Consider the following 25,193-nt stretch of genomic DNA (forward strand, 5'->3'; position numbering starts at 1 on the left):
ACTTTTTGTTTGCCTAAAATAATAAAATTGAAGATTTTGAGTCTTTTTAATAGTTAATTTAAATTAATGCAACACTAGTGATTTCAAATACATATTGAAATAATAAAAAACTGTTTGGGGCTAATGATTACTGCTTCCTGATGCATATCGACCTTTGTAATAGCACGTCACCTCATCTCTAGTTTACAATTAGGTGGTTAATAGGCTTAAAAATTGCACTCAGCCAATCTAACGGATTAGGGAGCGGAAAGTGCATGCTATGTAAAATATTTAGAGTCATGCTAAAGAGTAGAAAGAAAGAAAATAAATAGAGTTCTTTTTTCTGCTCTTTTTTTAATAAAGAAGGAAGCTCAATCGCCGTAATGATACCGCTTAAAAGTAAAACACCAATTAGTAACTTCATCTTCCTTCCCTCCTTCTTCATCCTAGTTAGTAATAGCATTTCTCTAACCCCCAAAAATATTTATCAAAATAAAAAGACTAGATACTGGTTTGTATCTAGCCGGTAATCTAGCAACTTATTAGCTTGTCCGTTATGTGTTATAAACTGATCTTTAATAATAACTTTATCCATCCAAAGACAGAAAGCCAAAGCGGAATACTTAAAGACGTTCCCCATAGTAAGCCCAGTAAGAAGTTTCCATTTTCACTCATGCAAACCAACTCCTTCTTGCTTTTTAGAACGCATTTTACATATGTTATATTGGAACTAATTATAGTTTAACTTTAACAGAAAACGCTTTCAAAAGATAGTGAAATAATACCTAATAAAGAGTCTAGCACATAACGAAATGATTCTTTCCCAAAGACGAATGGTGATGTTTCTAAAATAGTTAGGTTGTAAGAACAAGTTTATTTCATTGCGCTGCAAACACTCGCTTTTTTAAATTGTTTTCAAACCAACAAAAAATATCCGAACTATCAAAAGGAGTTAACTCCCGACAGTTCGGATAGATCCTTGACTGAAATACGTATGTCCCAGCCTTGTTACTCACTTGTGCTCTCCATGACGCTGAAGACGATTCTCGATAAACAGTCGCTCAACAAATTGATTTAACTGCTGCTGATACATCAAACGTTCTTTGGCTGAACGCGAGTCTCGAATTAACTGTTTAAAATGTTTAATTTTTTTACGTTGTTCAACCGTTACATGATGAGAAAGAAGCATGTAATCCCCCCTCGTTTTCATTAACGCTTAAATTAAGTAAAACAATATTTTTCCATTATTCCAACAGATTTGTCAGACATTCTAACAAATTATTTATCGACTTTTTTCAAAACCTTTACTTATTGACCTTTGGCACCTACTAAAGCTAGCCCAGGTCCGTATGGTGTTAGATGAACATCTAGTAAAAGTTCTTTTGTATAAGGTAGAATCGCCTCTTGGATTGCTACTGATATACCGTTAATGACCTGCAGTTCATCATTTTCTTGGGCTTCTTCAAATGACAATCCGATATTTGGAATTTCACAGCTAATTCCTTTAAAGTAAAGACGAATACCTTCAATTTCTTGTTCTGATAAAATCTCTTCAATCAATGCTTTTGCTTCATTTGTAATAATCATTCAATCTCTTCCCTTTACTATATTCTCTTAGCTATCTTAACATAACCTCCTAACTCTTCTCATTAAAGAAAAAAGGTTCGTTATTAAATTATAATAATTATAAATAAGTATTGATTATAATATAATATATGTTATAATCTATATATATCAGTTAAACCAGGAGGAATGACACATGAATTTAGAACAATTCTTAAATCAGCAAATTGCTAACTTAAACGTATTTTACACGAAGCTCCACCGCTTTCATTGGTATGTAAAAGGACCTCAGTTCTTTACTCTTCATGAGAAATTTGAAGAACTATATACAGAAACGGCTGCGGATATCGATGAATATGCAGAGCGTTTACTAGCAATTGGTGGACAGCCTGTAGCTACGTTAAAAGGTTTTTTAAGCCTAGCTACTTTAAGTGAAGAGGGAAATGAACAAACTGCTCACGAAATGATTGAATCTGTTGTTAATGATTACCTAATTCTCGTTCAACAGCTCAAAATGGGGATTAAGATTGCTGAAGAAGCAAATGATCACGTTACTGCTGACTTATTCATCGGCACAGTTGGTCGTTTTGAAAAGCATATCTGGATGCTTAATGCGTTTTTACCAGTAAAAGAATTAGTATAAATAAAAGACGAGCCTACTTTACTTGGCTCGTTTTTTATGTTGTAGCCATTTAAAAAAAGTCATATCATCTTGAACACCTTCAACCAAAACTGCTTCATACACATGTGCACTTTTATAATAGCGATTATACCCATTTTGCTGTTTAAAAAATAAAATCTGCTCTCTTTTCTTCTCTGTCATTTTTGCTTTTAACTTTTGCTGTTTTTGTAGCATCTGCTGTATGGTTGCTTCAGACACAACATTCACATTAATTTTCCATTCATGTCCTTCGATGTCTGTGTATACAGCCCAAGTCATTTCTTCTTCCTTTTCTTTATTACCAATAAAGATCATTTTAACAGGCTTCATTCTCAATGCTAAGTCTTTACCAAGTGCAAAAAATAAATCTTCAATAACCTTATCGCTTCCAATGTAAACATCGAGATGACGAAGTACCATGACATTTAAATCAAAGCTGCCTGCAATGAGAGGGTTGCCATATTGTTTGCATAAATGTAAAAGCTGATATTCTTCCAATAAGCTTGTTGCTTCTGCTTGTAGTTGCTCTGACCATACCATTAACTCATTCATTAAGCTATATCTCCAATCCTTAAAGTTAAAGTTCATATTCGATATGTGTTGTAAAATTCCTTTGATATCATCAATAAAATCTAAAACCTTTCAATATTTTTATTTTTGTACGTATAAAGATGCTTGGATTCTTTACACTAAACAACGTATTTATTACACTAGGAGGATGGATATGAATAACGAACAAACACATATGAATATGCATACTGGTAAGGTTCCTCAAGTTATGAATCACGGAGGACATGAACTATTTGACGTTCATGAAACGCTAGCTGGCATGATCAATGTTTTAGATCAGTTCATGATGTTTCGACAATACATTCAAGATGAAGAGTTAAAGCAAATGTTAGATCGTCAATATAGTTTTATTTTGGAAGACTACAACCGTATTGTAGAATCTTTTTCAACAGGCCAAGACCCTTCTAGTCCAACGCAAACCTATAACATGGCAGAATCAAACGATTTTGTATACGGATTAAAAGCAAGTCAGCCTAAAAAACCAAGTCAATCCATTAATGACATTAGCGATAAAGGAATTTCTGGGCACATGTTAGGCTTATTAAAAGGTCATGCTTCACTCGTTACCATGACCTCACTTGAAATTACAAATCCTATTGTACGCCGCTTATTCGCTGATAGCGTTCCTAATTGGATTGAAATGGCATATGAAGTAGCTCACTATCAAAACAAGCGTCATGATTACCAAGTACCGCAGCTAGCCGCTCAAGATGTACAGCAAATGACGCAAAGTTTCGCAAAATCTACACAGCCTCCCGAGCTTCCAAACAATAAAACGTTACATTAAAAAAACATCTGCTTTGTGTGAAAGCAGGTGTTTTTCTTATGAACATTGCATGATTAACCATGTGTTTTCGAATTGTTTTTTTTCAAGAGCTTGTCTTTCAATACAATAATATAAGATTCCAACGTCGCCCCACATCATATTAAGCTGATCATCAGAGTCAATTTGAAATAATAACTGCCAGTCGCCTTTCTTACCAGAGAACTCTTGACATTCTTCCAAAACGTCCCCTTGGATATCCCACGCTGTTCCCCCAATTTGGTGAAATGGAATGTTACCATTGATTTCTAACATAAGAGCATCAAATTGATCATACAGCTGATCGTCTTCTATATATGTATCTCCAAGTCGGATATCATAGCTAAACTCTACCCCACACTGTAGGTATATGCTTGAAACGTCTACTTTTGTTGCAGTTAAATCATCTGCTGTCCCTTCATAAAAAAGTACGCGCCAACCATTTTGTTGATCCGCTTCACCATATGCTTCACCATCATAAAAGAAGTACAGATAACCCGTGTCAGGAAGAAGTAAATCTTGCTTCCACGCACCTTCTAACTGAGATAGATTGATTTGACCAATAAACTGTAGATATTCTCCATCCTGTTTAGGCCAGTAAAAATCTTCCGGTAAATCTGGGTATCCTCCTAATTTTGATGTACCCACTTCCAGTTCGTCAGCACGTGTTGGGTGTACCATAACACATGTATACAAAGAGCTATATATATCTTCCTTTAGTGTTTGAAGTCCATGTTTCAAAATTAAATTATCCAATATATTCACTATTTTCACCTCTAGGCTAGTATAGCACAAACCCATTAATGAGAACGCTTCTTTCTCTTTTTAAATAGCGCTGGGGATTGTTTCAATACATGTTCTTCCTTCGTTTAGATAACACTTACTATATACACGTACTAAATAGGTGGTGAAACGTTTGACGATTTTAAATCTTTTCCTCGTTGCTCTTTTAATTGGCTTAACTGCCTTTTTCGTAGCAACTGAGTTCGCAATTGTAAAAGTGAGAAGCTCGCGCATTAACCAGCTTGTTGATGAAGGAAATAAAAAAGCGATAGCGGCTAAGCATGTTATCACGCATCTAGACGAATATCTATCTGCTTGTCAGCTTGGAATTACCATTACAGCTCTAGGTCTTGGTTGGCTTGGTGAACCAACACTTGAACGCATCCTACATCCTCTTTTTGACGATATCAATATGAATGAACGTTTAGCAGGCATTCTGTCATTTGCGATTGCATTTGTCATTATTACATTTTTACATGTTGTGGTAGGTGAACTAGCACCGAAAACGTTCGCTATTCAAATGGCAGAACGAATTACTTTATTATTTTCTAAGCCAATTATTGGGTTTTATAAAATTATGTATCCATTTATTAAAACACTAAACGGATCCGCTCAGCTCCTAACTCGTATGTTTGGGTTACAGCCTGCTTTTGAGCATGAGGTAGCTCATAGCGAAGAAGAAATTCGAATTTTACTTTCTGAAAGCTTAAAAGGCGGAGAAATTAACCAATCTGAATATAAGTATATGAATAAGATTTTTGATTTTGATGACCGCTTAGCAAAAGAAGTGATGGTACCTCGCACTGAGATTGTAACTGCATCAAAAGATGATATTGTAGAAGTTTTTCTACAAGTGGCCAATGTGGAAAAATATACTCGCTATCCAATTATTGAAGATGGTGACAAAGATAAAATAGTTGGGCTTGTAAATATCAAAGAAATTTATAATGACATTGTGTTTAACCAAAAGGATGGTACAAACACTTTAGAATCCTATGTCAAGCCAATTTTAAAAGTAATTGAAACCATCCCGATTCATGATTTATTAGTAAAAATGCAAAAAGATCGTGTCCAAATGGCGATTTTATTTGATGAGTATGGCGGTACAGCTGGTTTAGTCACAATTGAAGACATCGTTGAAGAAATTGTTGGTGAAATTCGTGATGAGTTTGATGCAGACGAAATTCCCTATGTACAAAAAATTAAAGAAAATCATTATATTTTAGATGGCAAAATGTTAATTAGCGAAGTAAATGATTTGCTTGGTACAGATATTAGCGACGACGAAGTAGATACGATTGCCGGTTGGGTACTAACTGAACGATTCGATGTTGTTAAAAACGATATAGTACAATATAATGATTTTTATTTTAAAGTGTTAGTCATTGAAGACTTTCATATTAAATACGTGGAAGTAAAGAAACGAAAAGAAAATTCTTCAAGTAGTAATGAAGATAAAATAAAAAAAGAAGAGTTTGAGACATAACAAAATGATGGCTTCTAAAAGACGAACACTAGCTGTTCTCATCTCTTTAGTTTGTCTCAACACGTTCGTTCCATTGCGCTACGGCCACTCGCTTTCCGCGGGGAGGAACCTGAGCTTCCTCGCTGCGCTGCGGGAGTTTTCACAATCAACCAAAAAACCTGAACGATTAAAAGTTATGAACTCTCAATCGTTCAGGTATAGTAGAGGCTGAACTACTTATGTCTCAGTCTCCTTTGTTTCTTATTACCACTCATCGTCTCCGCTAAAAAAGTCACCATCAAAGAGATCATCGGCTCCTTCTAAGTCTTCTTGTATGTCATCAAATGCCACATCTTCAAACATGTCATCCATCACTTCTCCTAAAAGCATACCACCTATCATACCTGCTGCAAACCCTCCCATAGCGCCTCCAAGACCGCTCATACCTCTTTTATACTCGCCTCTTTGGTAATGAGAAGGCTGAAAGTGTTCATAGCTAGCTGGATTGTCAATCATTTCTTCAATAATTTGATAAAGTGATTGCTGAAGCTTCTTATTATTACTGAGTTCTTCAGTTGAAAAAGAGATTTCTCGCTTTATTTCACGCTCTCGACCAAAGCTTGGTAAATCCAGTTCAAGCAAAATACGAAGACCTTTATCTTCTACAGCTACCTCAAATTCTAGCTCTCGAATACTGCGTTGAAATTGAGAGGTTGGGAAAAACTCAAACTCTTGTTTATAACCGTTAAATTGGCCAGAATGCTGTTTCTCTCTAAAACCTAAACTTTCAAGTGCTTCTACAAATTGATAAAGTGCCTCAGGAGCTTTAATACGGATGTCATCTCGATCTTTGGCATCTGCTCCTCCTTCAATATCTAAATGTGTTTGAAAGAAATAGCTACAATTGCTTGCTGAAATAGGAATATCCATTGGTAAATCATATTTAAAACCCCATTCTTTCTCTTCTCCTTCTCTAATAAGGAAAGAAGAAACGATTGGGATGCTCGCTACTTTATGTGTATGAAACTGACCGTTACGTCCACGCACCTCCAGCCATAGTTCTACATTTATAAAATTAATGTGCTGCTCAATTTTGCCACCTTGGACTTTGATTTTTCCTTCCACATGCTCACCTAGCTTATATGTATTTTCGTTCAAAGTGAGGTCGACTTTTGCAGCGCCTACACCCATCTTTGCAAATATTTTCCTTAACATGATAATCCTTTTAAATTACTTACACTTGTATTACTACATACGAACGCTTTTTATATAAGTTTCAAAAAAAAGTTCTCACTCCGAGAACTTTTATCGCACCCTTAATTCTTTCATCTTTTGTAAAATGTTCAGCTCGCTCGCTTCGCCGACAAATAAACAAATATAGCCTATCACAATAATGCTAACACCGACTGTTTTAATTAACTGAGCCGCAATTTCTTTATCACGTAATAGCTCTTCAATCCACTCCACGGATTTTTCCTCTTCAGTGATAACGTATAGTTATCTATACTATGCGTTCACCCAGTTAGAAGTGAATAGTCATTGGTATTAGAAAAAAACCGATAGTAGATAACCACCTAGAGCAGTTGCAAGTACAACAATCCAGGGAGCTACTTTCCAGTACATTAATAAGCCAAATGCCACAAGCACTAATGCAAAGTCTGGTGTTGTTTTGATTGCACTAGTAAAAACTGGATCATATAATGCTGCAAGCAAAATTCCTACAACAGCTGCATTTACGCCCATTAAAGCTGCTCGTACGCTTGGTTTTCTACGAAGAACATTCCAAAATGGTAAGGTTCCAAGAACAAGCAAGAATGACGGTAGAAACATTGCAACAGTTGCAACTAAGGCACCGGACCAACCAGCGGTTACTGTTCCAAGGTAGCTCGCAAACGTAAATAAAGGCCCTGGAACTGCTTGAGTTGCACCGTATCCGGCTAGAAATTCAGACTCTGTCACCATGTTAATTGGTACTACTTCACGTTCTAGCATTGGAAGAACAACGTGGCCTCCTCCAAAGACAATCGAACCAACTCGATAGTAAATATCAATTATGCTCATCCAAACAGTAGGAATTGCGGTACGTAAAAGTGGTAACCCTACTAATAATGCGATAAATACAATCCATGCCAGCACGCCAACTTTTCGGCTGATTGTAATAGGCATGTCCTGCACATCATCCATTTTCATTTCTTTATATAGAACATATCCTATTATGCCAGCAGCTATAATAGTGCCAATTTGTCCAATAGCGCTTGGAAAAAACAAAGTAATTAGCGCTGCGAGTATAGCCATCGTAATACGGGGTCGATCTGGCGCTAAGTTTTTTCCCATGCCAAGAACCGCTTGGGCAACTACTGCAACAGCAACAATTTTCAGACCATTAATCCAGCCTGCACTTGATGCGTCAAATCCTTGCACTAAATATGCAAACACGATAAGCACAATAACTGAAGGCATTGTAAAACCTATCCATGACAACACGCCTCCAAAAATCCCACCGCGCAGCATCCCAATCGAAATTCCCACTTGACTGCTAGCTGGTCCCGGTAAAAATTGACACAATGCAATCAAATCCGCATAGCTTTTTTCATCAAGCCACTTTCTCTTTTTTACATATTCTTCTCTGAAATATCCTAAATGCGCAATAGGACCACCAAAAGAGGTTAACCCAAGCTTAGTTGAAATCAGTAAAATTTCAATCCACCTTCGAAACACTGATTGATTCATGTTGTATCCTCTCCTTCTTTTAATACTTCTCTAGCTAATTCACGAATTTGCTCTTTTGCACCTTGAAGCACCTCTTGCCCTTTTTCAGTAATCGTATAATACTTGCGAATTTTCCCTTTTACAATTCGCTCTTCTTTTATTAAAAGCCCATCTTTCTCCAAATGATGAAGCGTAGGATAAATGGTTCCAGGGCTAATATCGTAACCATGTGAATGAAGTTCTTCAATCATATACGACCCGTAAATTGGCTCGACGCTGGCATGGTACAAAATGTGGATTTTAATACTTCCCAGAAAGAATTCGCGTAACATAAGGATCCCCCTTATCTAATATCATATTTTGATATCGGACATTGATATCATAACATGATAAAGTTAATCATAATGTTAAGTGTTTGTAAACTTTATTTTTTTATTAAAATAAAAAAACCTTACCCGATGTAGGTAAGGTTTTACACTCTTAATATAGTAGGCGATTCCAGTTATCTCCCTTTTTCTTATGATGCGTACTTTTTTCATCATGCTGTTTTTTTTCTTTTCGATCCTGTCTTTCCGCTCTACGCTCATCACGAAGGCGATGTCTTTCTGCACGTTCTTCCTTCTTTTTGCAGTGCCCTTTTTCTCTTTCTACTCGCTCTTCCTTCTTTTTACAGTTCCCTTTTTCTACACGACATTCCGCTTTGGCATAATCTTCTTCTTTGCGTTTGCATCTTCTTTTCTTACATTTAGCTTCTGCTTTAAAGTAGTATTGATTTGATTGATGAAACTTTTTTTCTGCTTCTTTACGATGTTTTTCTGTCATATAAATTCACCTTTCAACATAGAATATTTTATTTATAGTAATAAACTATGTACAATCCTATAAGTACGTGCATTGTTGCAATTAAGTAACTGCGCCTTTTTTTATATTTCTTCTAAAAAAAAGCCTTTACATCGTTTTGGATGTAAAGGCTTTTTTCACTTAATCATACGTTTAATTATATTATCTGAATAAAACTCTAATATTTCTCTTCTACGAATAATACCGATAAAGACTCCTTGATCATCAACAACAGGTACAAAATTTTGCTCGATTGCCTTTGTAATAATCCCATCAATTTCTCCATAAATTGGAATTGGTTGATAATCTTGATAACGATCAACCTCTGTTACCTTAATATTTTCCATATCTTGAAAGCGATAATCTCCTAGACTTTTTAACTTCCAAAGCAAGTCCCCTTCAGTTAAAACACCAACGTATTTACCTTCATCATCTACCAAAGGTACCGTAGAATAGCGATGGTGCTCCATCTTCTCAAGCGCCTGCCTTAAGGTTGATTGAATATTAAGGGTTACTACTTCTTGTTTTGGAATCAAAAAAAATGCCAAATTCATTTTTTACTCTCCTTTTTTCCCACTAAACGTCCTTCTTATCTGTTTACTTTTCTTGTTATTTATTTCGAACAGTAACAAATTATAATTAGTATATACATGTTTACACGTTTTCTTCATTACTATTCCCTAACAAGCATATCATCAATCTTATTTTACACATTTTATTCACTCTAATCGAGAAATTACATAAGTTCGCACATTTAGTATTCCCGCCTATTATCGTCACCTTTTCCAGCGTCTTGCGTACAATAAAAGTGTAATATAAGGAAGGAGGCGTTACGAATGGGTTCTTATGGCGGTTACAATGGTGGTTTTGCATTTTTAGTCGTACTATTCATTCTTTTAGTTATCGTAGGTTGCAGTTGCTATGGTGGCTGGGGATACTAATGAATAAGTGAAGAGCTGACTCGTCAGCTCTTCTTTCCTTTATATTACATATTCTTTACACACCTGAATATTCCTGCTATACAAGGCTATTTATCATAAGTAAATGTCTTGATATCATAGTAGAAAGCTCAGTATATGAACCGGACTGAGCTTTTTATTTATTAGTTTATACACGAAAAGCATTTCCGTTTTTCATAAAAAACTCCCACATAATCCTACTTGAATCAGGGCCTTTTTCATCCGTATAGCTTCCTTCTGCGTTTCCGCCAGACCACGCGTGTCCCATACCATTTACAGTGTATTGATCGATTGAAATTTCTCCTTTGGGGCTTGCATATTGAGCATAAGTAAAATCTCTTCCAAACTGCCTTTTTTCTTCTCTAACCACTTTAGGCTTATGGTCAATCCACCCTTCAACCTTTCCATCAAACGCTAAATTATTCGTAGTAATCCACTGTTCTACGACTTGATCTGCATTTAAAACATTTACCGTAGAGTCCGCATTTCCATGAAACACAATCACCGGCATCGGCTTAGCTCGCTTACCCATTACCTGATGTGCAACTCTACCTTGTCTCACAGGTGGAGGACCTTGATTCGCCATTGCTGCGTACGCATTAAATACATTTAATGCTGCCTGATACTCAAGTCCAGCCGCCACGCCGATTCCAGAAAATAATTCAGGATACGTAACGCCCATAACGATGCTCATTGCTCCGCCAGCAGATAGCCCTGCAATAAACACTTTGTCGTGTTGAATAAAGTGCATACGCTTTACTTTTTTAACCATCCCAGCAATAATAGCAGGCTCTCCCAAACCTCTCAGTTGATGAAGAGGCTCAAACCAGTTCCAGCACTTCTTTAAATTTGCATTACTTGATTGCTGAGGATAGATAACGATAAATCCTTTTTCATCTGCAAGTGTGTTCATGTTTGTTCCTTTTGCGAAATCGCCTGCGCTCTGTGTACAACCGTGCAGCATAACCATAAGAGGATACGTTTTCAAGAAATAATAATTTTTAGGCAAATAAACTTTAAATTTCTTTCCTTGATAAGTATATGTTTTAAACGTACCACCAGATTGTGTTGAGAATTCCTGATCGTGATCTAAAGAGAGAAGTAACAAAGCCATAATAACAAAAGGTAGTGAGCCTGTCATAACATTCCACCTCTTTTTGTCAACGTTTTCATTTTTCTGTTTACACCTATATGTGAAAATTATCACTAGAAGATGATAAAAGGACAAACAAATCGTTTGCCCAGTTATAATTAAACGAATAAGAACGTCGTCAGTGTACTTATTCTATACCCCGTTAGCTAGTCTTGAACACATTAATGTTCATATACTTCTATTCTATGAACGTTTTTTGACAAATATCATTTTTATTATGATAAACAAACAATGGTTAACGTAACACCGGCTCCAGTAGTCAATACGGCTGCACCAAGTAAACCAAATAACTGTAGTGAAATTGTCGAGCCTGCTGCTAAAGTGACGATACTTTATCCCTTATAGTTTAGTAAACTAACCAAACCTCCTACAACCATGGATGGGACTGCTACACCATTGGTTACAATCCGTGCTGTCGCTAATAAGCCTGCATTAGACTGCTGTTTGTTAAGCATTCATCAACTAGTTGATGAAATTATTATTATCGATACGGGTTCTGTTGATGATACAGTCAAAATTAATGTACGGATTTAATCCCTACACACGCTAGCACTTTATATAATGAACACTATTTTAAGCAACGAAAATCTTTGATATAGACTGAGCTTAGAGGACAACGCTAAGCTCTTTAATGATTTATAGACATATTCACGACCTTATTTGGAAACATTATGCATATACAACGAAAAAGGTGGAGATAGTGTTGGATATTCCCAAAAAGGCACAGCCGATGTGGAGAGAAGAAGTTAAACTCCCAAAAGGCAGTACATTACAGGAAAATCGCAAAGTAGATGTGGTAGTAGTTGGTGGTGGAATTACTGGAATTACAACGGCTTATTTGTTGCAGAACGAAGGGCTAAACGTGGCACTTCTAGAAGCTAATGAAATTTTAAATGGGACAACTGGTCATACAACAGCCAAAATTACTGCTCAGCATGACGTTATTTATGATGAATTAATTGGACATATTGGCGTTGAGCAAGCAAGGCTTTATTATGAAGCAAATGATAACGCTCTACACTTTATGAAAGATCTAATAGAAAAAGAAAACATTGATTGCCAATTCTCAACGCAAGACGCTTACTTGTATGGTGCTACACTAGAATTTGATCATCGGATACATAAAGAATTTCGTGCGTATGAAAAACTTAACATTCCATGCGATTTTAAAACATCGCTTCCGTTTCAGTTTGATATTCGCGCTGCAGCTATTATGAAAAATCAAGCTCAATTTCATCCTCTCCAATATTTAACTCACCTTGCCAAACAGTTTTTGGAAAAGGGCGGAGTGATTTTTGAAAATACCGTAGCAAATGATATTGAAGAAGGTACATCCCCTACTGTCATTACGAGGGATGGCCACCGAATATCCTGTCAGCATGTTGCGATTTGTACACATTTTCCTTTTTATGATGGAGCAGGGTTTTTTTATACTCGAATGTACGCCAAGCGCTCTTACGTATTAGCGGCAAAAACAAAACAAAAATTTTCGGGAGGTATGTACTTAGGAGCAGACCAACCAACACACTCGCTGCGCTCAGCTACTTTAAATGGTGAGGAAGTAGTGTTAATTGGTGGTGAAGGTCATAAAGTAGGACAAGGAATCAATACAGAATACCACTATCAATCGTTACAGCGATTTGCAGAAGAAAACTTTAACGTTCTTTCCTATCCCTATCGATGGTCAGCTCAAGATCTTATTACCATTGACAAGATCCCTTATATTGGTAAATTGAAAGAAAGCAAAGAAAACATCTTTATTGCAACAGGATTTAAAAAATGGGGAATGACGCACGGAACGGTAGCCGCACAGCTTATTACAGACCTTATTATGCAACGGAAGAATCCGTATGAAGAAGTATATAAGCCTTCTCGTTTTCATGCTGATCCAAGTATCCGCTACTTCTTACGTCAAAATTTAGATGTTGCAGATCATTTTATTCGTGGAAAGCTTGATTTGCCTAAAAAGTCCGTTGAACAACTAGAAAAAGGAGAAGGAAATATCATTTATGTAAACAGTAAACGAGCAGGAGCCTACAAAGATGAAGGTGGAAAAATCCATTGTGTTGACACTACTTGTACACATTTAGGCTGTGAAGTGAACTGGAATGCTGGAGATAGCACATGGGACTGTCCATGTCATGGATCCCGCTTTTCTTATGATGGTACGGTCTTAGAGGGTCCAGCTAAAACGCCGCTAAAAACGATTAATCTAAACGACGAAGAGTTTGGGACATAACAAAATGATTGCTTCTAAAAGACGAACACTAGCTGTTCCCAACTCTTTAGTTTGTCTCAACACGTTCATTCCATTGCGCTACGGCCACTCGCTTTCTGTTTCCAACATTGTTTTCACAATCAACAAAAAAACTGAACGATTAAAAGTGAGAAACTCTCAATCGTTCAGGTTTATCATTGGCTGAATTACTTATGTCCCAGCCTCTTTATGCTTCTTTTCGAAAGAATCGATTATAGACTAAAATCATTGCGTACATCATTAAAAAGGAAGAGGTAAAAAAAACAAGCTTTCCCCAAACTGGGATATGATTAAAATAGCTTGTTTCATAAAACAAAACAAAAAAGCTAAATGGCAACAAAAACAATAGCCAAATAAAATCTCTATCCTTTAAAACTTTTAGAAAGAATAAAATCCCTCCGATATAGACAAACATTAAAAACATTGTAATTCACCAAATTCTCTTTCGTACTTTCTTCCATTATATAAGATAGTTAAAAGAAAACCTAGGTATATTCAAGTTAAATATGAAATACCGATCTTTTCACCTAGTTTTTAATCGGTTATTTACTTCCTTTAAGTTTATCTAGATGAACAAAGAATGATGGGTATGATACCGATACAGCTTCGCGGTTTTTAATGATTGTTTCACCTTCTGCAATACAAGAAGCAACTGCTAGCATCATGCCAATACGGTGATCTCCATGACTATTTACGCTTGCACCATGAAGCGGCGTTCCTCCATGAATAATCATTCCATCTTCTGTTGCTTCAATATTAGCACCCATTTTATTTAGCTCATTAACGACTGTGTCAATTCGATTTGTTTCTTTCACTTTTAATTCAGCTGCATCTTTAATAACTGTCGTTCCTTGAGCCTGAGTTGCAGCCAGCGCGATAATTGGAATTTCATCAATTAAACGAGGAATGAGATCGCCTCCTACTTCAGTGCCTTTTAAAGGTGCTGACTTTACAACTAAATCTGCAAAAGGTTCTGCTACATCTGTCTTTAAATTCTTTTCTTCAATAGATGCACCCATATTAAGTAATACATCTAAAATTCCTGTGCGAGTTGGGTTCATACCAACCTTTTTTAATTCAATTTGACTGTTTGAAATAATAGACCCTGCTACTAAGAAAAACGCAGCCGATGAAATATCTCCGGGCACTTCAATATGTGTACCTGTTAACGTTTGTCCACCTTCAATTGAAACAGATAATCCTTCTTCTTTCACTTGAACACCAAAAGCTTCTAGCATTCGCTCAGTATGATCTCGCGACTTTTCTGGCTCAATAACCGTTGTAACGCCTTCGGCTTGTAGACCAGCTAATAAAATCGCTGACTTTACCTGCGCACTAGCTACCGGAGATTTATATGTAATTCCTTTTACATTTCCACCTCTTAAAGAAAGAGGAGTAAAGTTGCCTTCTTCACGTCCATCTAATTGAATTCCCATACTACGTAAAGGGTCTGTCACTCGCTTCATGGGACGCTTTGCAATAGACTCATCTCCTATCAGCGTATGATGATGTGCCGTATTTGATAAAATCCCCATTATTAAACGAATTGTTGTTCCTGAATTTCCAACGTCCAATACTTCAGTCGGCTCTTGTAGCCCTTGAATGCCACGACCTTTTACAATAACTGTTTCTTCATTCACAACTTCAATTTCTACGCCTAATTTACGAAAGCAAGAAATAGTGCTAAGGCAATCATCACCTGGTAGGAATCCTGAGATGGTTGTTGTTCCTTCTGCAATTGATCCAAACATTACCGATCTGTGCGAAATCGATTTATCACCTGGAACTTGAATTATCCCGTTTAATCCTTGAAGTGTCATATTCATTCTCCTTTATAATAATTTATACGTGCAGGGAATCTCTGAATTGTTTAGCATCTGAAAAGTAATGAAACAATTCATGACTATCTCCCTTTTCGAGCAAGTTCTTCACTTGCTCCATTTCTTTCATCCAATCATCTAAAAGTGCTAACAGCGTGTAGCGATTTTGTTTTAGAATATCTCTCCACATATGCGGGCTACTTGATGCGATCCGAGTAAGGTCTCGAAAGCCACCTGCTGCCATCTCAGTAATAAGCGTATTCTTTGCTGAGTATCCTTTCACTTGACGAACAAGACTGGTAGCAATTACATGAGGCAAATGACTGATAACCCCTGTTACTTGGTCATGTGTAATCGCATCTATAAAGACAAAGTGAGCTTGTGTCGGCGCAAGTAAATGCATAAGCGCATCTATCTTTTGTGGATTTTCGTCTTCAAAAGGGTTTAACATATAGCGAGCTTCATAAAATAGATCTGCTCGTGCATTACTTGCACCACTTTGGTGAGAACCAGCCATTGGGTGTCCGCCAATGAACGTTACTCCTTTTTCTTTTAACAAAAATGCCGTTTCCATTACTGCTACTTTAGTACTTCCAACATCTGTTATAACAACATTTTGTTGCAATGTCCACTTTGAAAGAACGTGTATCCAATTAGCTGTCTCTTCTACTGGCGTTGCTAAAATAATATAATCTGCCATTTCAGCTTCTTTTTTTACATCATCTGCTTGTTCGTCAATGACTGCGTGTGCCATTGCCACACGCATTTCTTCTATATTAATATCTGCTCCCACAATATGCACGTTTTCATTTTTTTTAATAGAAAGTGCCAGTGAACCTCCGATAAGACCAACACCAATCAGTAATACACGTTTTTTCACCTTTCATTCTCCTTTATATGTTAAAATTGCGCTGCATGCTTTCGATGCTCATTAATGTTTTGTTGCAGCAAATCAATGCGGTCTGAACCAAATTGTTCAACAATAGCCGAAGCTAATTCCCATGCAATAACTGATTCAGCTACAACAGCTGCTGCTGGAACTGCACAGCTATCAGAGCGTTCAATACTAGCTGCAAACGGTTCTTTTGTATCAATATCTACGCTTTGAAGCGGTTTATATAACGTTGGGATTGGCTTCATTACGCCTCGCACAACGATTGGCATTCCAGTAGTCATACCACCTTCTAATCCGCCTGCATTGTTTGTTTTACGCGTGTAACCTTGCTCTTCACTCCATAAAATTTCATCGTGCACTTCACTTCCTGGCTTACGTGCTGCTTCGAATCCAACACCAATCTCTACACCCTTAAAAGCATTTATGCTCATAATCGCCGCTGCAAGCTTTGAATCTAGCTTGCGATCGTAGTGTACATAGCTTCCAACCGCTGTTGGCATCCCTTCTACGACTACTTCTACTACACCGCCAATGCTATCACCGTTTTCTTTGGCTTCATCAATTGCTTTCATCATCTTTTGTCCAGCTTCTTCATCCAAGCAACGCACGGGAGATGCTTCCGTTTTTTCTTGAAGTTCCGCTAAGGATTGGTATGATGTCTGCTCTGCTTTGACACCGCCAATTTCTAGAACATGACATGCAATATTGACACCAACAGCTTTTAAAATTTGCTTTGCAACAGCTCCCGTTGCAACACGAACTGTTGTTTCACGAGCAGATGAACGTTCTAAAACGTTTCTCATGTCACGATGTCCGTATTTAATTGCACCGTTTAAATCTGCATGACCTGGTCTTGGCTTTGTAATTTGACGCTTCACTTCTGCATCTTCATCCACAGGGTCAGCTCCCATGATATTTCTCCAATGCGTAAAATCTTTGTTTTCTACTACGAGTGCCACTGGTGAACCTAAAGTAGCCCCATGTCTTACTCCACCTACAATTTGTACACGGTCTGTTTCAATTTGCATGCGACGACCACGACCATGACCTTTTTGTCTTCTAGCTAAATCTTCATTAATATGTTCTGCCGTTAATTCAAGCCCTGCTGGTACCCCTTCAACAATTGCTGTTAATTGTGGACCATGTGACTCTCCTGCTGTTAAATATCTCATCGTTTCCATCCTCCAATTTGTAAAATTCAATCTTTTCACCTAATAAAATAAGCTCGCCCCTCTTTTAAGATAGGGACGAGCTTATTCTCGCGATACCACCCTAGTTGCAAGCTATTCGTACTTACCACCTTCATTGTTTAACGATCAGTCGACCGCTCTTTACAGAGTGCTCAAGGAGTGTATTTTGCTCACATCTTTGTACTGATTTACACCGTCCATCAGCTCTCTATAACAGGGAGATGCTTGCTACTAGAGTCCTCTCATTGCATCGCTATATAATTATGATAACTTAACTGCCGCACCTTTTAATTCTGCCATGAAGTCATGGAATTCAGGAATGTTCATTTGTTGTGCTGAATCTGATAATGCCACAGCTGGATCTGGATGAACTTCAGCCATAACTGCATCTGCACCAATCGCAATTGCAGCTTTTGCACAAGGTAATAATAAGTCTTTACGTCCAGTTGAATGCGTTACATCTACAACAACTGGTAAATGCGTTTCTTGTTTTAAGATTGGTACTGCTGAGATATCTAATGTGTTACGAGTTGCACGCTCGTATGTGCGGATACCACGCTCACAAAGGATGATGTTACCATTTCCACGAGACATAATGTACTCAGCAGCGTTAATGAACTCTTCAATTGTTGCAGCTAAGCCGCGTTTTAGTAGGATCGGTTTATCAACTGAACCTGCTGCTTTTAATAATTCAAAGTTTTGCATGTTACGTGCACCAATTTGAATTACATCTACGTACTCTAATGCTGTTTCAATATCTTGTGGTGAAACAATTTCACTGATAATTTGAAGACCTAACTCATCTCCAACTTTACGTAAGATTTGCAAACCTTCTACACCTAAACCTTGGAAATCATATGGTGATGTACGAGGCTTAAATGCTCCTCCACGCATTAGCGTAATGCCTTGTTCTTTTAGAGCTAAGCCAACTTGTTTTACTTGCTCGTAGCTTTCTACTGCACATGGTCCCATAACGAACTGTAAGTTTCCATCTCCAACTTTCGTTCCGTTTACATCGACTACTGTATCGTCAGATTTCTTTTTACGAGATACAAGAAGCGCTTTTCTATGATCATCTTCTTGAAGCTCTAAGCTTGCCTTGAAAATTTCTTTAAAAATATGTTGAACTGTTGATGCTTCAAATGGTCCGTTATGGTTTGCTAAAATGTGATTTAATGATTCACGCTCACGAACTGGATCAAAACGTTTTACACCTTGTGTACCTTTTAGTTCACCAATTTCTTTTGCAATCTCACCACGTTTATTTAATAATTCTAAAATTTCTAAATTTAATTGATCGATTTGTCCACGTAATTGCTCTAAAGTTTTTGTCATTGTTAAGACCCTCCTAGATTTTGTATGTTTTTATAGTATCTTACATGTCCGCTGAGTGCGGAATATACAAAAAGTCCCTACTGATTGTGTCAGTAGGGACGAATTGATCGCGGTACCACCCTAATTGCAAGCATTTGCTTGCCTCTTCATTACGATAACGGCTATGCCGCTTTTGCTATGCAAAAGTAAGCTCCAAGAATGTAATTCACAACTAGTTTGTGTTCTGACTCGCACCGACCGTCAGCTCTCTGAAACAGGGAAACACGTTGCTACTATGCTCTTTTCATCGCTTGTTTAATTATTTAATTTTCTATAGGGCGGTAAATACAAAAAGTCCCTACTGATCTCACCCTTAAGGTAAGGTCAGTAGGGACGAATTAATCGCGGTACCACCCTAGTTGCAAGCATTTGCTTGCCTCTTCATTACGATAACGGCTATGCCGTCTTTTCCTACTCAGAAAAGATGCTCAAGGAATGTACTTCGAAGGGTTTGTGTTCTGACTCGCACCGACCGTCAGCTCTCTGAAACAGGGAAACCTTTTCTACTATTGCTCCTATCAACGCTCAATATTGACTATGTATGTGTGTTTAAACGTTTGTTTTAACGTTTAAATGATGTTGTGTGATGTTGATTTGTATTATGAATGGTTTTACCTAAATCGTCAATACTTTTTTAGGTTTTTTTTTAAATCTTTTACAAACTTTTTCCATAGACTTCCTTAAAACGTTGAATTATAAGCATATAAAACGTTTTCAATTAACTTCATTTTTTTATAAATAATACTGATTTTTATTATTTTCACACAAAAAAAGGCCTCATACTCGAGGTCTTTTTTAAGCAAGAAAAATAGCACCGTAAGCAAGAGCACCTACAATAACAATCGCTGGATGAACACGTAATCTCTCCATCAATACAAAGCTCGTAACAATTAAAAATAACGTCTGCCATACCCCTGAATCCACATAAGAGCTTGCAAAGAAATCATAAGCCATAACTCCAAGTAGAACAGCAATAACAGGGCGAATAAAGTTTGTCATTTTCTTCACGTTTGGTGAATCTTTATACTTATATAAGATCCGTAATAAGACAACTAGAAGTATGACAGAAGGAGCAATTGTAGCTAGTAATGAAACAAACGCCCCCAGGATACCTGCTTCTTGATAGCCAATAAAACCTGCCATTTTTGTTGCGATTGGACCCGGTAGCGCATTACCAATTGCCAACATTTCACTAAACTCATTAACCGTTAACCACCCGTAGCGGTCAACTACTTCTTTTTGAATTAATGGAATTGAGGCTGGTCCCCCTCCATAACCTAAAATATTTGATACAAAAAAAGCCATAAACAATTGCCAATAAATCATACAGTTTCCCTCTTTTGTTCCTGAACTTCTTTTTCTTTTTGCTTTCTTTTAACGGGAATCCACGCTGCAACCATTAGTAAAATAATAATAATTGCTGGATGAATATGAATAAACTCCATCAGTACCAAACTTACAAATGCCAGTAAAATAGCTTTTGTCCAACCTAATCCACCAGTAGATTTTTTCAAGAAATCCCACGTCATAACAGCTAACATAACCCCAACTACAGGTACAACAGCTTTAGTCATTCCGATTACCCATGCCTGGTCTTTAAACTGCGTAAGGGTTGTCAAAAGGAGAACCATAAGCAAGACAGTTGGTGCTACTGCCGCAATTAATGCGTTAATCATCCCTATCACTCCGCCAACCCGATACCCAATATATCCGGCTAGCTTTGTTGCAATAGGACCTGGTAGCGTATTAGCAATTGCTAATACGTCACCAAACTCATCGCTATCCATCCACTTGTATGTATCAACAACCTCTTTTTTAACAAGTGGTATAGCGGACGGCCCACCTCCGTAACCAAGCATACCTGAGCGAAAAAACGCGATAAAAATATGTAATTGCTGCATTTTATACGCTCCTTTCTTTGTTGTAATCTCTCCTTAATACGTTAGAACAGCCCCATCTGTTCGAGGCTCTGTTCCTCCAAACAATACCCCTGTTTGAGGATCTCTGCGAATAATTTGTCCACGACCAAACGAATGACGACTTGTTGCCACTTGAACATCATGACCTTTTCTCTCTAACGCTTCCACAATATAACTTGGCATATCTTTTTCTACAAGAACTGTTTTATCATTGATCCATTGCCACCTTGGTGCATCTAGTGCCGCTTGAGGATTTAAATCAAAATCAACCATATTCATAATGACTTGAACATGACCTTGAGGCTGCATGAACGCTCCCATTACACCGAATGGTCCAACCGCTTGATTACCTTTTGTTAAAAAGCCTGGGATAATAGTATGATATGTTCTTTTACCTGGCTCTAGTCGATTATCGTGACTCTCATCGAGTGAAAAATTGTGTCCGCGGTTTTGAAGAGCAATGCCTGTTCCTGGAACAACTACTCCTGATCCAAAGCCTTTATAGTTGCTTTGAATAAAAGAAACCATATTCCCTTCATCATCAGCCGTTGCTAAATAAACGGTTCCACTGTGAAGTGGTTGACCAGCTTCTGGTAGCCTTGCATCGTCACCGATTAAAGCTCGACGTGCATCAGCATATTCATCGTGTAACAGATCTTCTATAGCCACCTTCATATGCTTAGAATCAGTAATAAATTTCTTTCCATCTGCAAAAGCTAGTTTCATCGCTTCAATTTGCTTATGGTACGTATCCACTGAATCTTTAGTTTTAAACTCATAACCTTTTAAGGTATTTAGTGCTAAAAGAGCAATTAAGCCTTGACCGTTAGGCGGAATCTCCCAAACATCATAGCCTCTATAAGACACCGAAATTGGCTTAACCCATTCAGGTTGAAAAGCTGCCAAATCTTCTTTTCGAATAAAGCCTCCATGAGCTTTAGAAAACGCATCAATTTTTTCAGCAATTCTTCCTCGATAAAATGATTCAGCTTCTGTTTCCGCAATCTCAATAAGCGTATCTGCATGATCACTTGATGACCACACTTCACCAATTTTTGGCGATTTTCCATTTATTCCAAATGTTTCAAACCAGCCAGCAAACTCTTCCCCTTTTAATTCGCCTTTAAACTTCTCGTATGCAACATTCCAATTGTAACCTAAAATCGGAGAGATAGGGAACCCCTCTTGAGCATATGTAATTGCAGGTTGCAGTACTTCTGTTAAAGGAAGCTTTCCAAATCGTTTTGATAATGCAGCCCAAGCACTAGGTGCACCAGGAACTGTTACAGGTGTTAAGCCATACTCGGGCATTTCTTCTGTTATACCTCTCTCTTTTAAAGCTTCTATTGAAAGCTTTTTAGGAGCAGGTCCGCTAGCATTTAAGCCGTGCAGTTCATCATTTATCCAAACAAGAGCAAATGCATCTCCTCCAATGCCATTTGACGTCGGCTCGACTACTGTTAAGCACGCTGCTGTTGCAATTGCCGCATCAACTGCGTTACCTCCTTTTTTTAGCATATCTAAACCTGCCTGCGCTGCTAAAGGTTGACTTGTTGCAACCATTCCATTTTTTCCAAATGTACACATTCTTTGCGAACCGTATGGATGCGTTAAAAAAAATTCATTCATTTCTCCCACTCCCCAACATGATCTATTTCTACACATGAACCAATTCACTATCATAAACATCTAAAGCAGCTTGTAAGGCTTTCCCTGCATTTATTAAAGTTCCTTTTCTTAACAAGGTTGCCTCAAGCCCGGCCAGCGTATATAAAACGTTATCCTGTCGACAGCTATATCCCATCGTACCAATTCTCCAAATCTTACCGTGAAGCGGACCAAAAGAGCTTGCTATTTCAATTCCAAATTGATCAAGTAGCGTACTGCGAACGTCTTCTCCATTAATACCGCTTGGAATAATAACGCACGTCACGGTTGTTAACTTTGAAGCCTCATTGCCAAATAACGATAACCCCATTGCTTTAATACCTGCAACAAGTGCTTTTTCATGTAATTTATGACGAGCAAACCGTATATCTAAACCTTCTTCAAGTAAGATCCGAACTCCTTCATGAAGAGCATATAACATTGATGTTGCTTCCGTATGATGATTAAGGCGACGATCACTCCAGTAATCTTGTAATTGACTTAAATCAAAATAATTACTAATAATATTCGGTCGTGTTCGAACATTGTTATCTGCTTCTGTAGCAATTCCTTTCTCCACTTTTTTTCGTTGAGTAATATGATGCTCCACTCGTTCATTATAAGTAATTGGTGCCATCCCTGAAGGTACAGATATACACTTTTGTGTTCCAACAATAAGTGCATCAATATACCAATCATCCACTTTAACATCTATACCCCCAATTGTTGCGACGGCATCAACAATAAATAAAGCATCGTTTTCTCGGCAAGCTTTCCCTATTTCTTTTAAGGACTGAACTCTACCTGTAGATGTTTCACCATGAACCATAGCTACTATTTTTGGATTGGTTCTCTTGATCTCACGAATAACTTGTTCTGGTTCAAACACGCTTCCCCATTCACATTCAATATTGTGGACAACTGCTCCGTATCGCTCAGAAATCTCTGTTAACAGGTGACCAAACCGTCCAAATATAGGTACAAATACCGTATCTCCTGGTTCAATAATGCTTGCTAACACTGCTTCAAGCCCAGCTCTTGAAGTTCCATCGATTGGGAATGCCCATTTATTTTTGGTTTGAAACAATTCTCTTAGCATCTCCATCGTTTCATTCATAATCGTTGTAAATGCAGGGTCGAACTGACCAAGGATTGGCGTTCCAAGCACCCTTAGCACCCTAGGGTCTGCTTCTACAGGTCCAGGTGTCATGATTGTTCTCGGTGGAGCATTTAGTATTTTTTTATTTAGCATCTTAACATCCTCCTAATAGGCTAATTTGTAAAGTAACTCAATTAATACCTGAATTCCTTTCTCAAGCTGCTCAGCGCTTGTGTATTCTTTAGGTGAGTGACTAATTCCATTTTTACTTGGTACAAACAGTAAGCAAGTAGGTAATTTTGGTCCAAACACCTGTGAATCGTGACCAGCCCCGCTCACCATGCTCATATATGAAATGTTCTTTTCCTCGGAAATATTTTTAGAAATTTCAGATAAATTTTTATCCATTTGTACTGGTTTTTCATTCATCCACCGATTAATTTCTGTTGTTACACCTGCATTTATAGCAATTTCTCGTAGCATCACTTTTATCTCATGTTCAACTTTATCCAAGACACCATCTTCACCGTGTCTTATATCAATACTAAAGCTGACTTTTCCAGGTATAACATTTGGTACGTTAGGTGAAACATCTAACTTTCCTACCGTCATATACAGCTTCTCTTCGTATTTTTTGCTCATATCCAAGAGAGACGTAATGAAACGACAGCTTGCTGCTAAAGCGTCTTTACGGTGAGTCATCGGTGTTGTTCCAGCATGATTGCTCTCTCCTTGCACGGTTACTGTAAACCTTTTTTGTCCTGCAATACTTGATACAAGTCCGATATCAAGCTGCTTTTTTTCAAGCTGCTCACCTTGCTCAATATGTAGCTCAATAAAATGTGAAATATCTTGTCTAAACGGCTTTTTATAGTGACCTTTTCCAAATTGGTATTGTTCCATTGCTTTCTTTAACGTAATATTTTCTCGATCTTTTATTTCTTGACTCATATTTTCATAGTTGTATAATCCAATAATGTGACCAGACCCCCAATAAGTTAAAGGAAATCGACTTCCTTCTTCCTCACAGAGAGACACTACTTCAATCGACCGCTTTGGCATTCCGTACGTTTTTCGTAAGTGCTCTACTGCTATAAGACCTGCGATAATTCCAAACGCTCCGTCATATTTGCCTCCATACACAACTGTATCCACATGTGATCCGACTAGAATGGTTTTTTGATTCTGTTCTATCCCCTCAAGTCTTCCATAAAGATTCCCCACATCATCATAGTAAGCAGTTAGTTGATTTTCTGTCATCTTCTCTTTTAATGCTTCTTGAGCAGCGTACCATTCTGGTGAATATAGTAAGCGCGTAACACCTTTTTTAGTATCTGCTCCAAATTGAGAAAGCCACTGAAGATCTTTTTCAACTTGTAAGCAGAGCTTTGATTTCCCCTTCATTTCAGCAACCATCTTTCCCACCTCTTTCTTTTCATTTTACGGAATCTAAAAGTAATTTTCATTGACAAATTCTCCAAAAAAAAGGCGTTTTTTTAGCTAATATA

At 37.5% G+C, this 25,193-nt stretch carries 28 protein-coding genes and 3 other annotated features; of the genes, 6 read left to right on the plus strand and 22 right to left on the minus strand.

The features are described 5' to 3' along the window. Window positions 1-178: 178 nt before the first annotated feature. The 3 genes from AC1UFB_RS02090 to AC1UFB_RS02100 form a co-directional block, all read right to left on the minus strand. Window positions 179-403 (minus strand): hypothetical protein, encoded by a 225-nt coding sequence (locus AC1UFB_RS02090; RefSeq protein ID WP_061786370.1) that lies wholly within the window; start codon window positions 401-403, stop codon window positions 179-181. Window positions 404-991: 588 nt separating this feature from the next. Further along, a complete protein-coding gene (locus AC1UFB_RS02095) occupies window positions 992-1,168 on the minus strand; it encodes a hypothetical protein (RefSeq protein WP_167556128.1) in 177 nt (58 codons plus the stop codon). 119 nt (window positions 1,169-1,287) lie between these two features. Further along, window positions 1,288-1,566, minus strand: a complete 279-nt coding sequence (locus tag AC1UFB_RS02100) for a Fe-S cluster assembly protein HesB (protein WP_025911238.1) — start codon at window positions 1,564-1,566, stop codon at window positions 1,288-1,290. A gap of 172 nt (window positions 1,567-1,738) precedes the next feature. On the opposite strand from AC1UFB_RS02100, the gene AC1UFB_RS02105 reads away from it, so the two are divergent. After that, window positions 1,739-2,185, plus strand: coding sequence for a Dps family protein (locus tag AC1UFB_RS02105; protein WP_061786371.1), 447 nt, complete (start codon window positions 1,739-1,741; stop codon window positions 2,183-2,185). 18 nt (window positions 2,186-2,203) lie between these two features. Here AC1UFB_RS02105 and AC1UFB_RS02110 read toward each other — a convergent pair whose 3' ends face one another. Then, window positions 2,204-2,755, minus strand: coding sequence for a hypothetical protein (locus AC1UFB_RS02110; RefSeq protein ID WP_025911234.1), 552 nt, complete (start codon window positions 2,753-2,755; stop codon window positions 2,204-2,206). Window positions 2,756-2,927: 172 nt separating this feature from the next. On the opposite strand from AC1UFB_RS02110, the gene AC1UFB_RS02115 reads away from it, so the two are divergent. Then, the gene (locus AC1UFB_RS02115) at window positions 2,928-3,560 is read left to right on the plus strand and encodes a spore coat protein (protein ID WP_100347970.1); all 633 of its coding nucleotides are present in this window, start codon (window positions 2,928-2,930) and stop codon (window positions 3,558-3,560) included. A gap of 36 nt (window positions 3,561-3,596) precedes the next feature. Here the strand turns inward: AC1UFB_RS02115 and AC1UFB_RS02120 are convergent, their stop codons facing one another. Further along, a complete protein-coding gene (locus tag AC1UFB_RS02120; RefSeq protein WP_061786372.1) occupies window positions 3,597-4,340 on the minus strand; it encodes a YwqG family protein in 744 nt (247 codons plus the stop codon). Window positions 4,341-4,491: 151 nt separating this feature from the next. Here AC1UFB_RS02120 and AC1UFB_RS02125 point away from each other — a divergent pair, with 151 nt between their 5' ends. Then, window positions 4,492-5,844 carry a hemolysin family protein gene (locus tag AC1UFB_RS02125; RefSeq protein WP_100347971.1) on the plus strand — a complete coding sequence of 451 codons (1,353 nt, stop codon included), beginning with the start codon at window positions 4,492-4,494 and terminating at the stop codon, window positions 5,842-5,844. Window positions 5,845-6,087: 243 nt separating this feature from the next. On the opposite strand, the gene AC1UFB_RS02130 is transcribed toward AC1UFB_RS02125, so the two are convergent. From AC1UFB_RS02130 to AC1UFB_RS02155, 6 genes are all read right to left on the minus strand, one after another. Continuing rightward, window positions 6,088-7,038: a sporulation protein gene (locus AC1UFB_RS02130; RefSeq protein WP_482588422.1), complete on the minus strand. Its 951-nt coding sequence runs from the start codon at window positions 7,036-7,038 to the stop codon at window positions 6,088-6,090. Between the two features lie 90 nt (window positions 7,039-7,128). Further along, the gene (locus AC1UFB_RS02135) at window positions 7,129-7,290 is read right to left on the minus strand and encodes a hypothetical protein (protein WP_157803618.1); all 162 of its coding nucleotides are present in this window, start codon (window positions 7,288-7,290) and stop codon (window positions 7,129-7,131) included. 78 nt (window positions 7,291-7,368) lie between these two features. Then, window positions 7,369-8,553, minus strand: coding sequence for a chromate efflux transporter (chrA, locus tag AC1UFB_RS02140; RefSeq protein WP_163070884.1), 1,185 nt, complete (start codon window positions 8,551-8,553; stop codon window positions 7,369-7,371). After that, window positions 8,550-8,864: a PadR family transcriptional regulator gene (locus tag AC1UFB_RS02145; protein ID WP_025911351.1), complete on the minus strand. Its 315-nt coding sequence runs from the start codon at window positions 8,862-8,864 to the stop codon at window positions 8,550-8,552. The genes chrA and AC1UFB_RS02145 overlap by 4 nt, the downstream gene beginning before the upstream one ends. 148 nt (window positions 8,865-9,012) lie before the next feature. Continuing rightward, window positions 9,013-9,354 carry a hypothetical protein gene (locus tag AC1UFB_RS02150; RefSeq protein WP_025911349.1) on the minus strand — a complete coding sequence of 114 codons (342 nt, stop codon included), beginning with the start codon at window positions 9,352-9,354 and terminating at the stop codon, window positions 9,013-9,015. Between the two features lie 155 nt (window positions 9,355-9,509). After that, window positions 9,510-9,926 carry a CBS domain-containing protein gene (locus tag AC1UFB_RS02155; RefSeq protein WP_025911347.1) on the minus strand — a complete coding sequence of 139 codons (417 nt, stop codon included), beginning with the start codon at window positions 9,924-9,926 and terminating at the stop codon, window positions 9,510-9,512. Window positions 9,927-10,208: 282 nt separating this feature from the next. Between AC1UFB_RS02155 and AC1UFB_RS02160 the strand changes: the two genes are divergently transcribed. Then, on the plus strand, window positions 10,209-10,313 hold the full coding sequence (locus AC1UFB_RS02160) for a YjcZ family sporulation protein (protein WP_076512409.1): 105 nt from the start codon (window positions 10,209-10,211) through the stop codon (window positions 10,311-10,313). A gap of 166 nt (window positions 10,314-10,479) precedes the next feature. Here AC1UFB_RS02160 and AC1UFB_RS02165 read toward each other — a convergent pair whose 3' ends face one another. Then, complete coding sequence (locus AC1UFB_RS02165; protein ID WP_100347975.1) at window positions 10,480-11,472, minus strand: extracellular catalytic domain type 1 short-chain-length polyhydroxyalkanoate depolymerase; 993 nt, start codon at window positions 11,470-11,472, stop codon at window positions 10,480-10,482. Between the two features lie 408 nt (window positions 11,473-11,880). Between AC1UFB_RS02165 and AC1UFB_RS02170 the strand changes: the two genes are divergently transcribed. Together AC1UFB_RS02170 and AC1UFB_RS02175 are read left to right on the plus strand one after the other, a co-directional pair. Next, window positions 11,881-12,018 (plus strand): hypothetical protein, encoded by a 138-nt coding sequence (locus AC1UFB_RS02170; protein WP_153301150.1) that lies wholly within the window; start codon window positions 11,881-11,883, stop codon window positions 12,016-12,018. 196 nt (window positions 12,019-12,214) lie between these two features. Beyond that, window positions 12,215-13,723 (plus strand): FAD-dependent oxidoreductase, encoded by a 1,509-nt coding sequence (locus AC1UFB_RS02175; protein WP_482588437.1) that lies wholly within the window; start codon window positions 12,215-12,217, stop codon window positions 13,721-13,723. A gap of 205 nt (window positions 13,724-13,928) precedes the next feature. On the opposite strand, the gene AC1UFB_RS02180 is transcribed toward AC1UFB_RS02175, so the two are convergent. The 10 genes from AC1UFB_RS02180 to allC all read right to left on the minus strand — a co-directional run bounded on the left by AC1UFB_RS02180 (window position 13,929) and on the right by allC (window position 25,101). Further along, complete coding sequence (locus tag AC1UFB_RS02180; protein WP_035321301.1) at window positions 13,929-14,165, minus strand: hypothetical protein; 237 nt, start codon at window positions 14,163-14,165, stop codon at window positions 13,929-13,931. A 118-nt stretch (window positions 14,166-14,283) separates the two neighbouring features. Then, a complete protein-coding gene (gene aroA / locus AC1UFB_RS02185; protein ID WP_459213890.1) occupies window positions 14,284-15,567 on the minus strand; it encodes a 3-phosphoshikimate 1-carboxyvinyltransferase in 1,284 nt (427 codons plus the stop codon). Window positions 15,568-15,583: 16 nt separating this feature from the next. Then, complete coding sequence (locus AC1UFB_RS02190) at window positions 15,584-16,441, minus strand: prephenate dehydrogenase (protein ID WP_482588423.1); 858 nt, start codon at window positions 16,439-16,441, stop codon at window positions 15,584-15,586. A 20-nt stretch (window positions 16,442-16,461) separates the two neighbouring features. Further along, complete coding sequence (gene aroC / locus AC1UFB_RS02195; protein WP_061786230.1) at window positions 16,462-17,628, minus strand: chorismate synthase; 1,167 nt, start codon at window positions 17,626-17,628, stop codon at window positions 16,462-16,464. Between the two features lie 68 nt (window positions 17,629-17,696). Further along, window positions 17,697-17,901, minus strand: a binding site (T-box leader). A 6-nt stretch (window positions 17,902-17,907) separates the two neighbouring features. Continuing rightward, on the minus strand, window positions 17,908-18,981 hold the full coding sequence (locus AC1UFB_RS02200; protein WP_025911338.1) for a bifunctional 3-deoxy-7-phosphoheptulonate synthase/chorismate mutase: 1,074 nt from the start codon (window positions 18,979-18,981) through the stop codon (window positions 17,908-17,910). Window positions 18,982-19,072: 91 nt separating this feature from the next. Further along, window positions 19,073-19,277, minus strand: a binding site (T-box leader). 69 nt (window positions 19,278-19,346) lie between these two features. Then, window positions 19,347-19,551 (minus strand) — a binding site (T-box leader). A gap of 264 nt (window positions 19,552-19,815) precedes the next feature. Further along, window positions 19,816-20,346: a chromate transporter gene (locus AC1UFB_RS02205; RefSeq protein ID WP_025911336.1), complete on the minus strand. Its 531-nt coding sequence runs from the start codon at window positions 20,344-20,346 to the stop codon at window positions 19,816-19,818. After that, the gene (locus tag AC1UFB_RS02210; protein ID WP_025911334.1) at window positions 20,343-20,921 is read right to left on the minus strand and encodes a chromate transporter; all 579 of its coding nucleotides are present in this window, start codon (window positions 20,919-20,921) and stop codon (window positions 20,343-20,345) included. Before AC1UFB_RS02210 ends, AC1UFB_RS02205 begins: the two co-directional genes overlap by 4 nt. A 33-nt stretch (window positions 20,922-20,954) precedes the next feature. After that, the gene (locus AC1UFB_RS02215) at window positions 20,955-22,568 is read right to left on the minus strand and encodes a gamma-glutamyltransferase family protein (protein ID WP_025911333.1); all 1,614 of its coding nucleotides are present in this window, start codon (window positions 22,566-22,568) and stop codon (window positions 20,955-20,957) included. A gap of 28 nt (window positions 22,569-22,596) precedes the next feature. After that, window positions 22,597-23,838 (minus strand): pyridoxal-phosphate-dependent aminotransferase family protein, encoded by a 1,242-nt coding sequence (locus AC1UFB_RS02220; RefSeq protein WP_482588424.1) that lies wholly within the window; start codon window positions 23,836-23,838, stop codon window positions 22,597-22,599. A 12-nt stretch (window positions 23,839-23,850) separates the two neighbouring features. Then, complete coding sequence (gene allC / locus AC1UFB_RS02225) at window positions 23,851-25,101, minus strand: allantoate deiminase (protein ID WP_328101634.1); 1,251 nt, start codon at window positions 25,099-25,101, stop codon at window positions 23,851-23,853. Window positions 25,102-25,193 lie beyond the last annotated feature (92 nt).

Source organism: Priestia sp. KCTC 13724 (assembly GCF_056820425.1).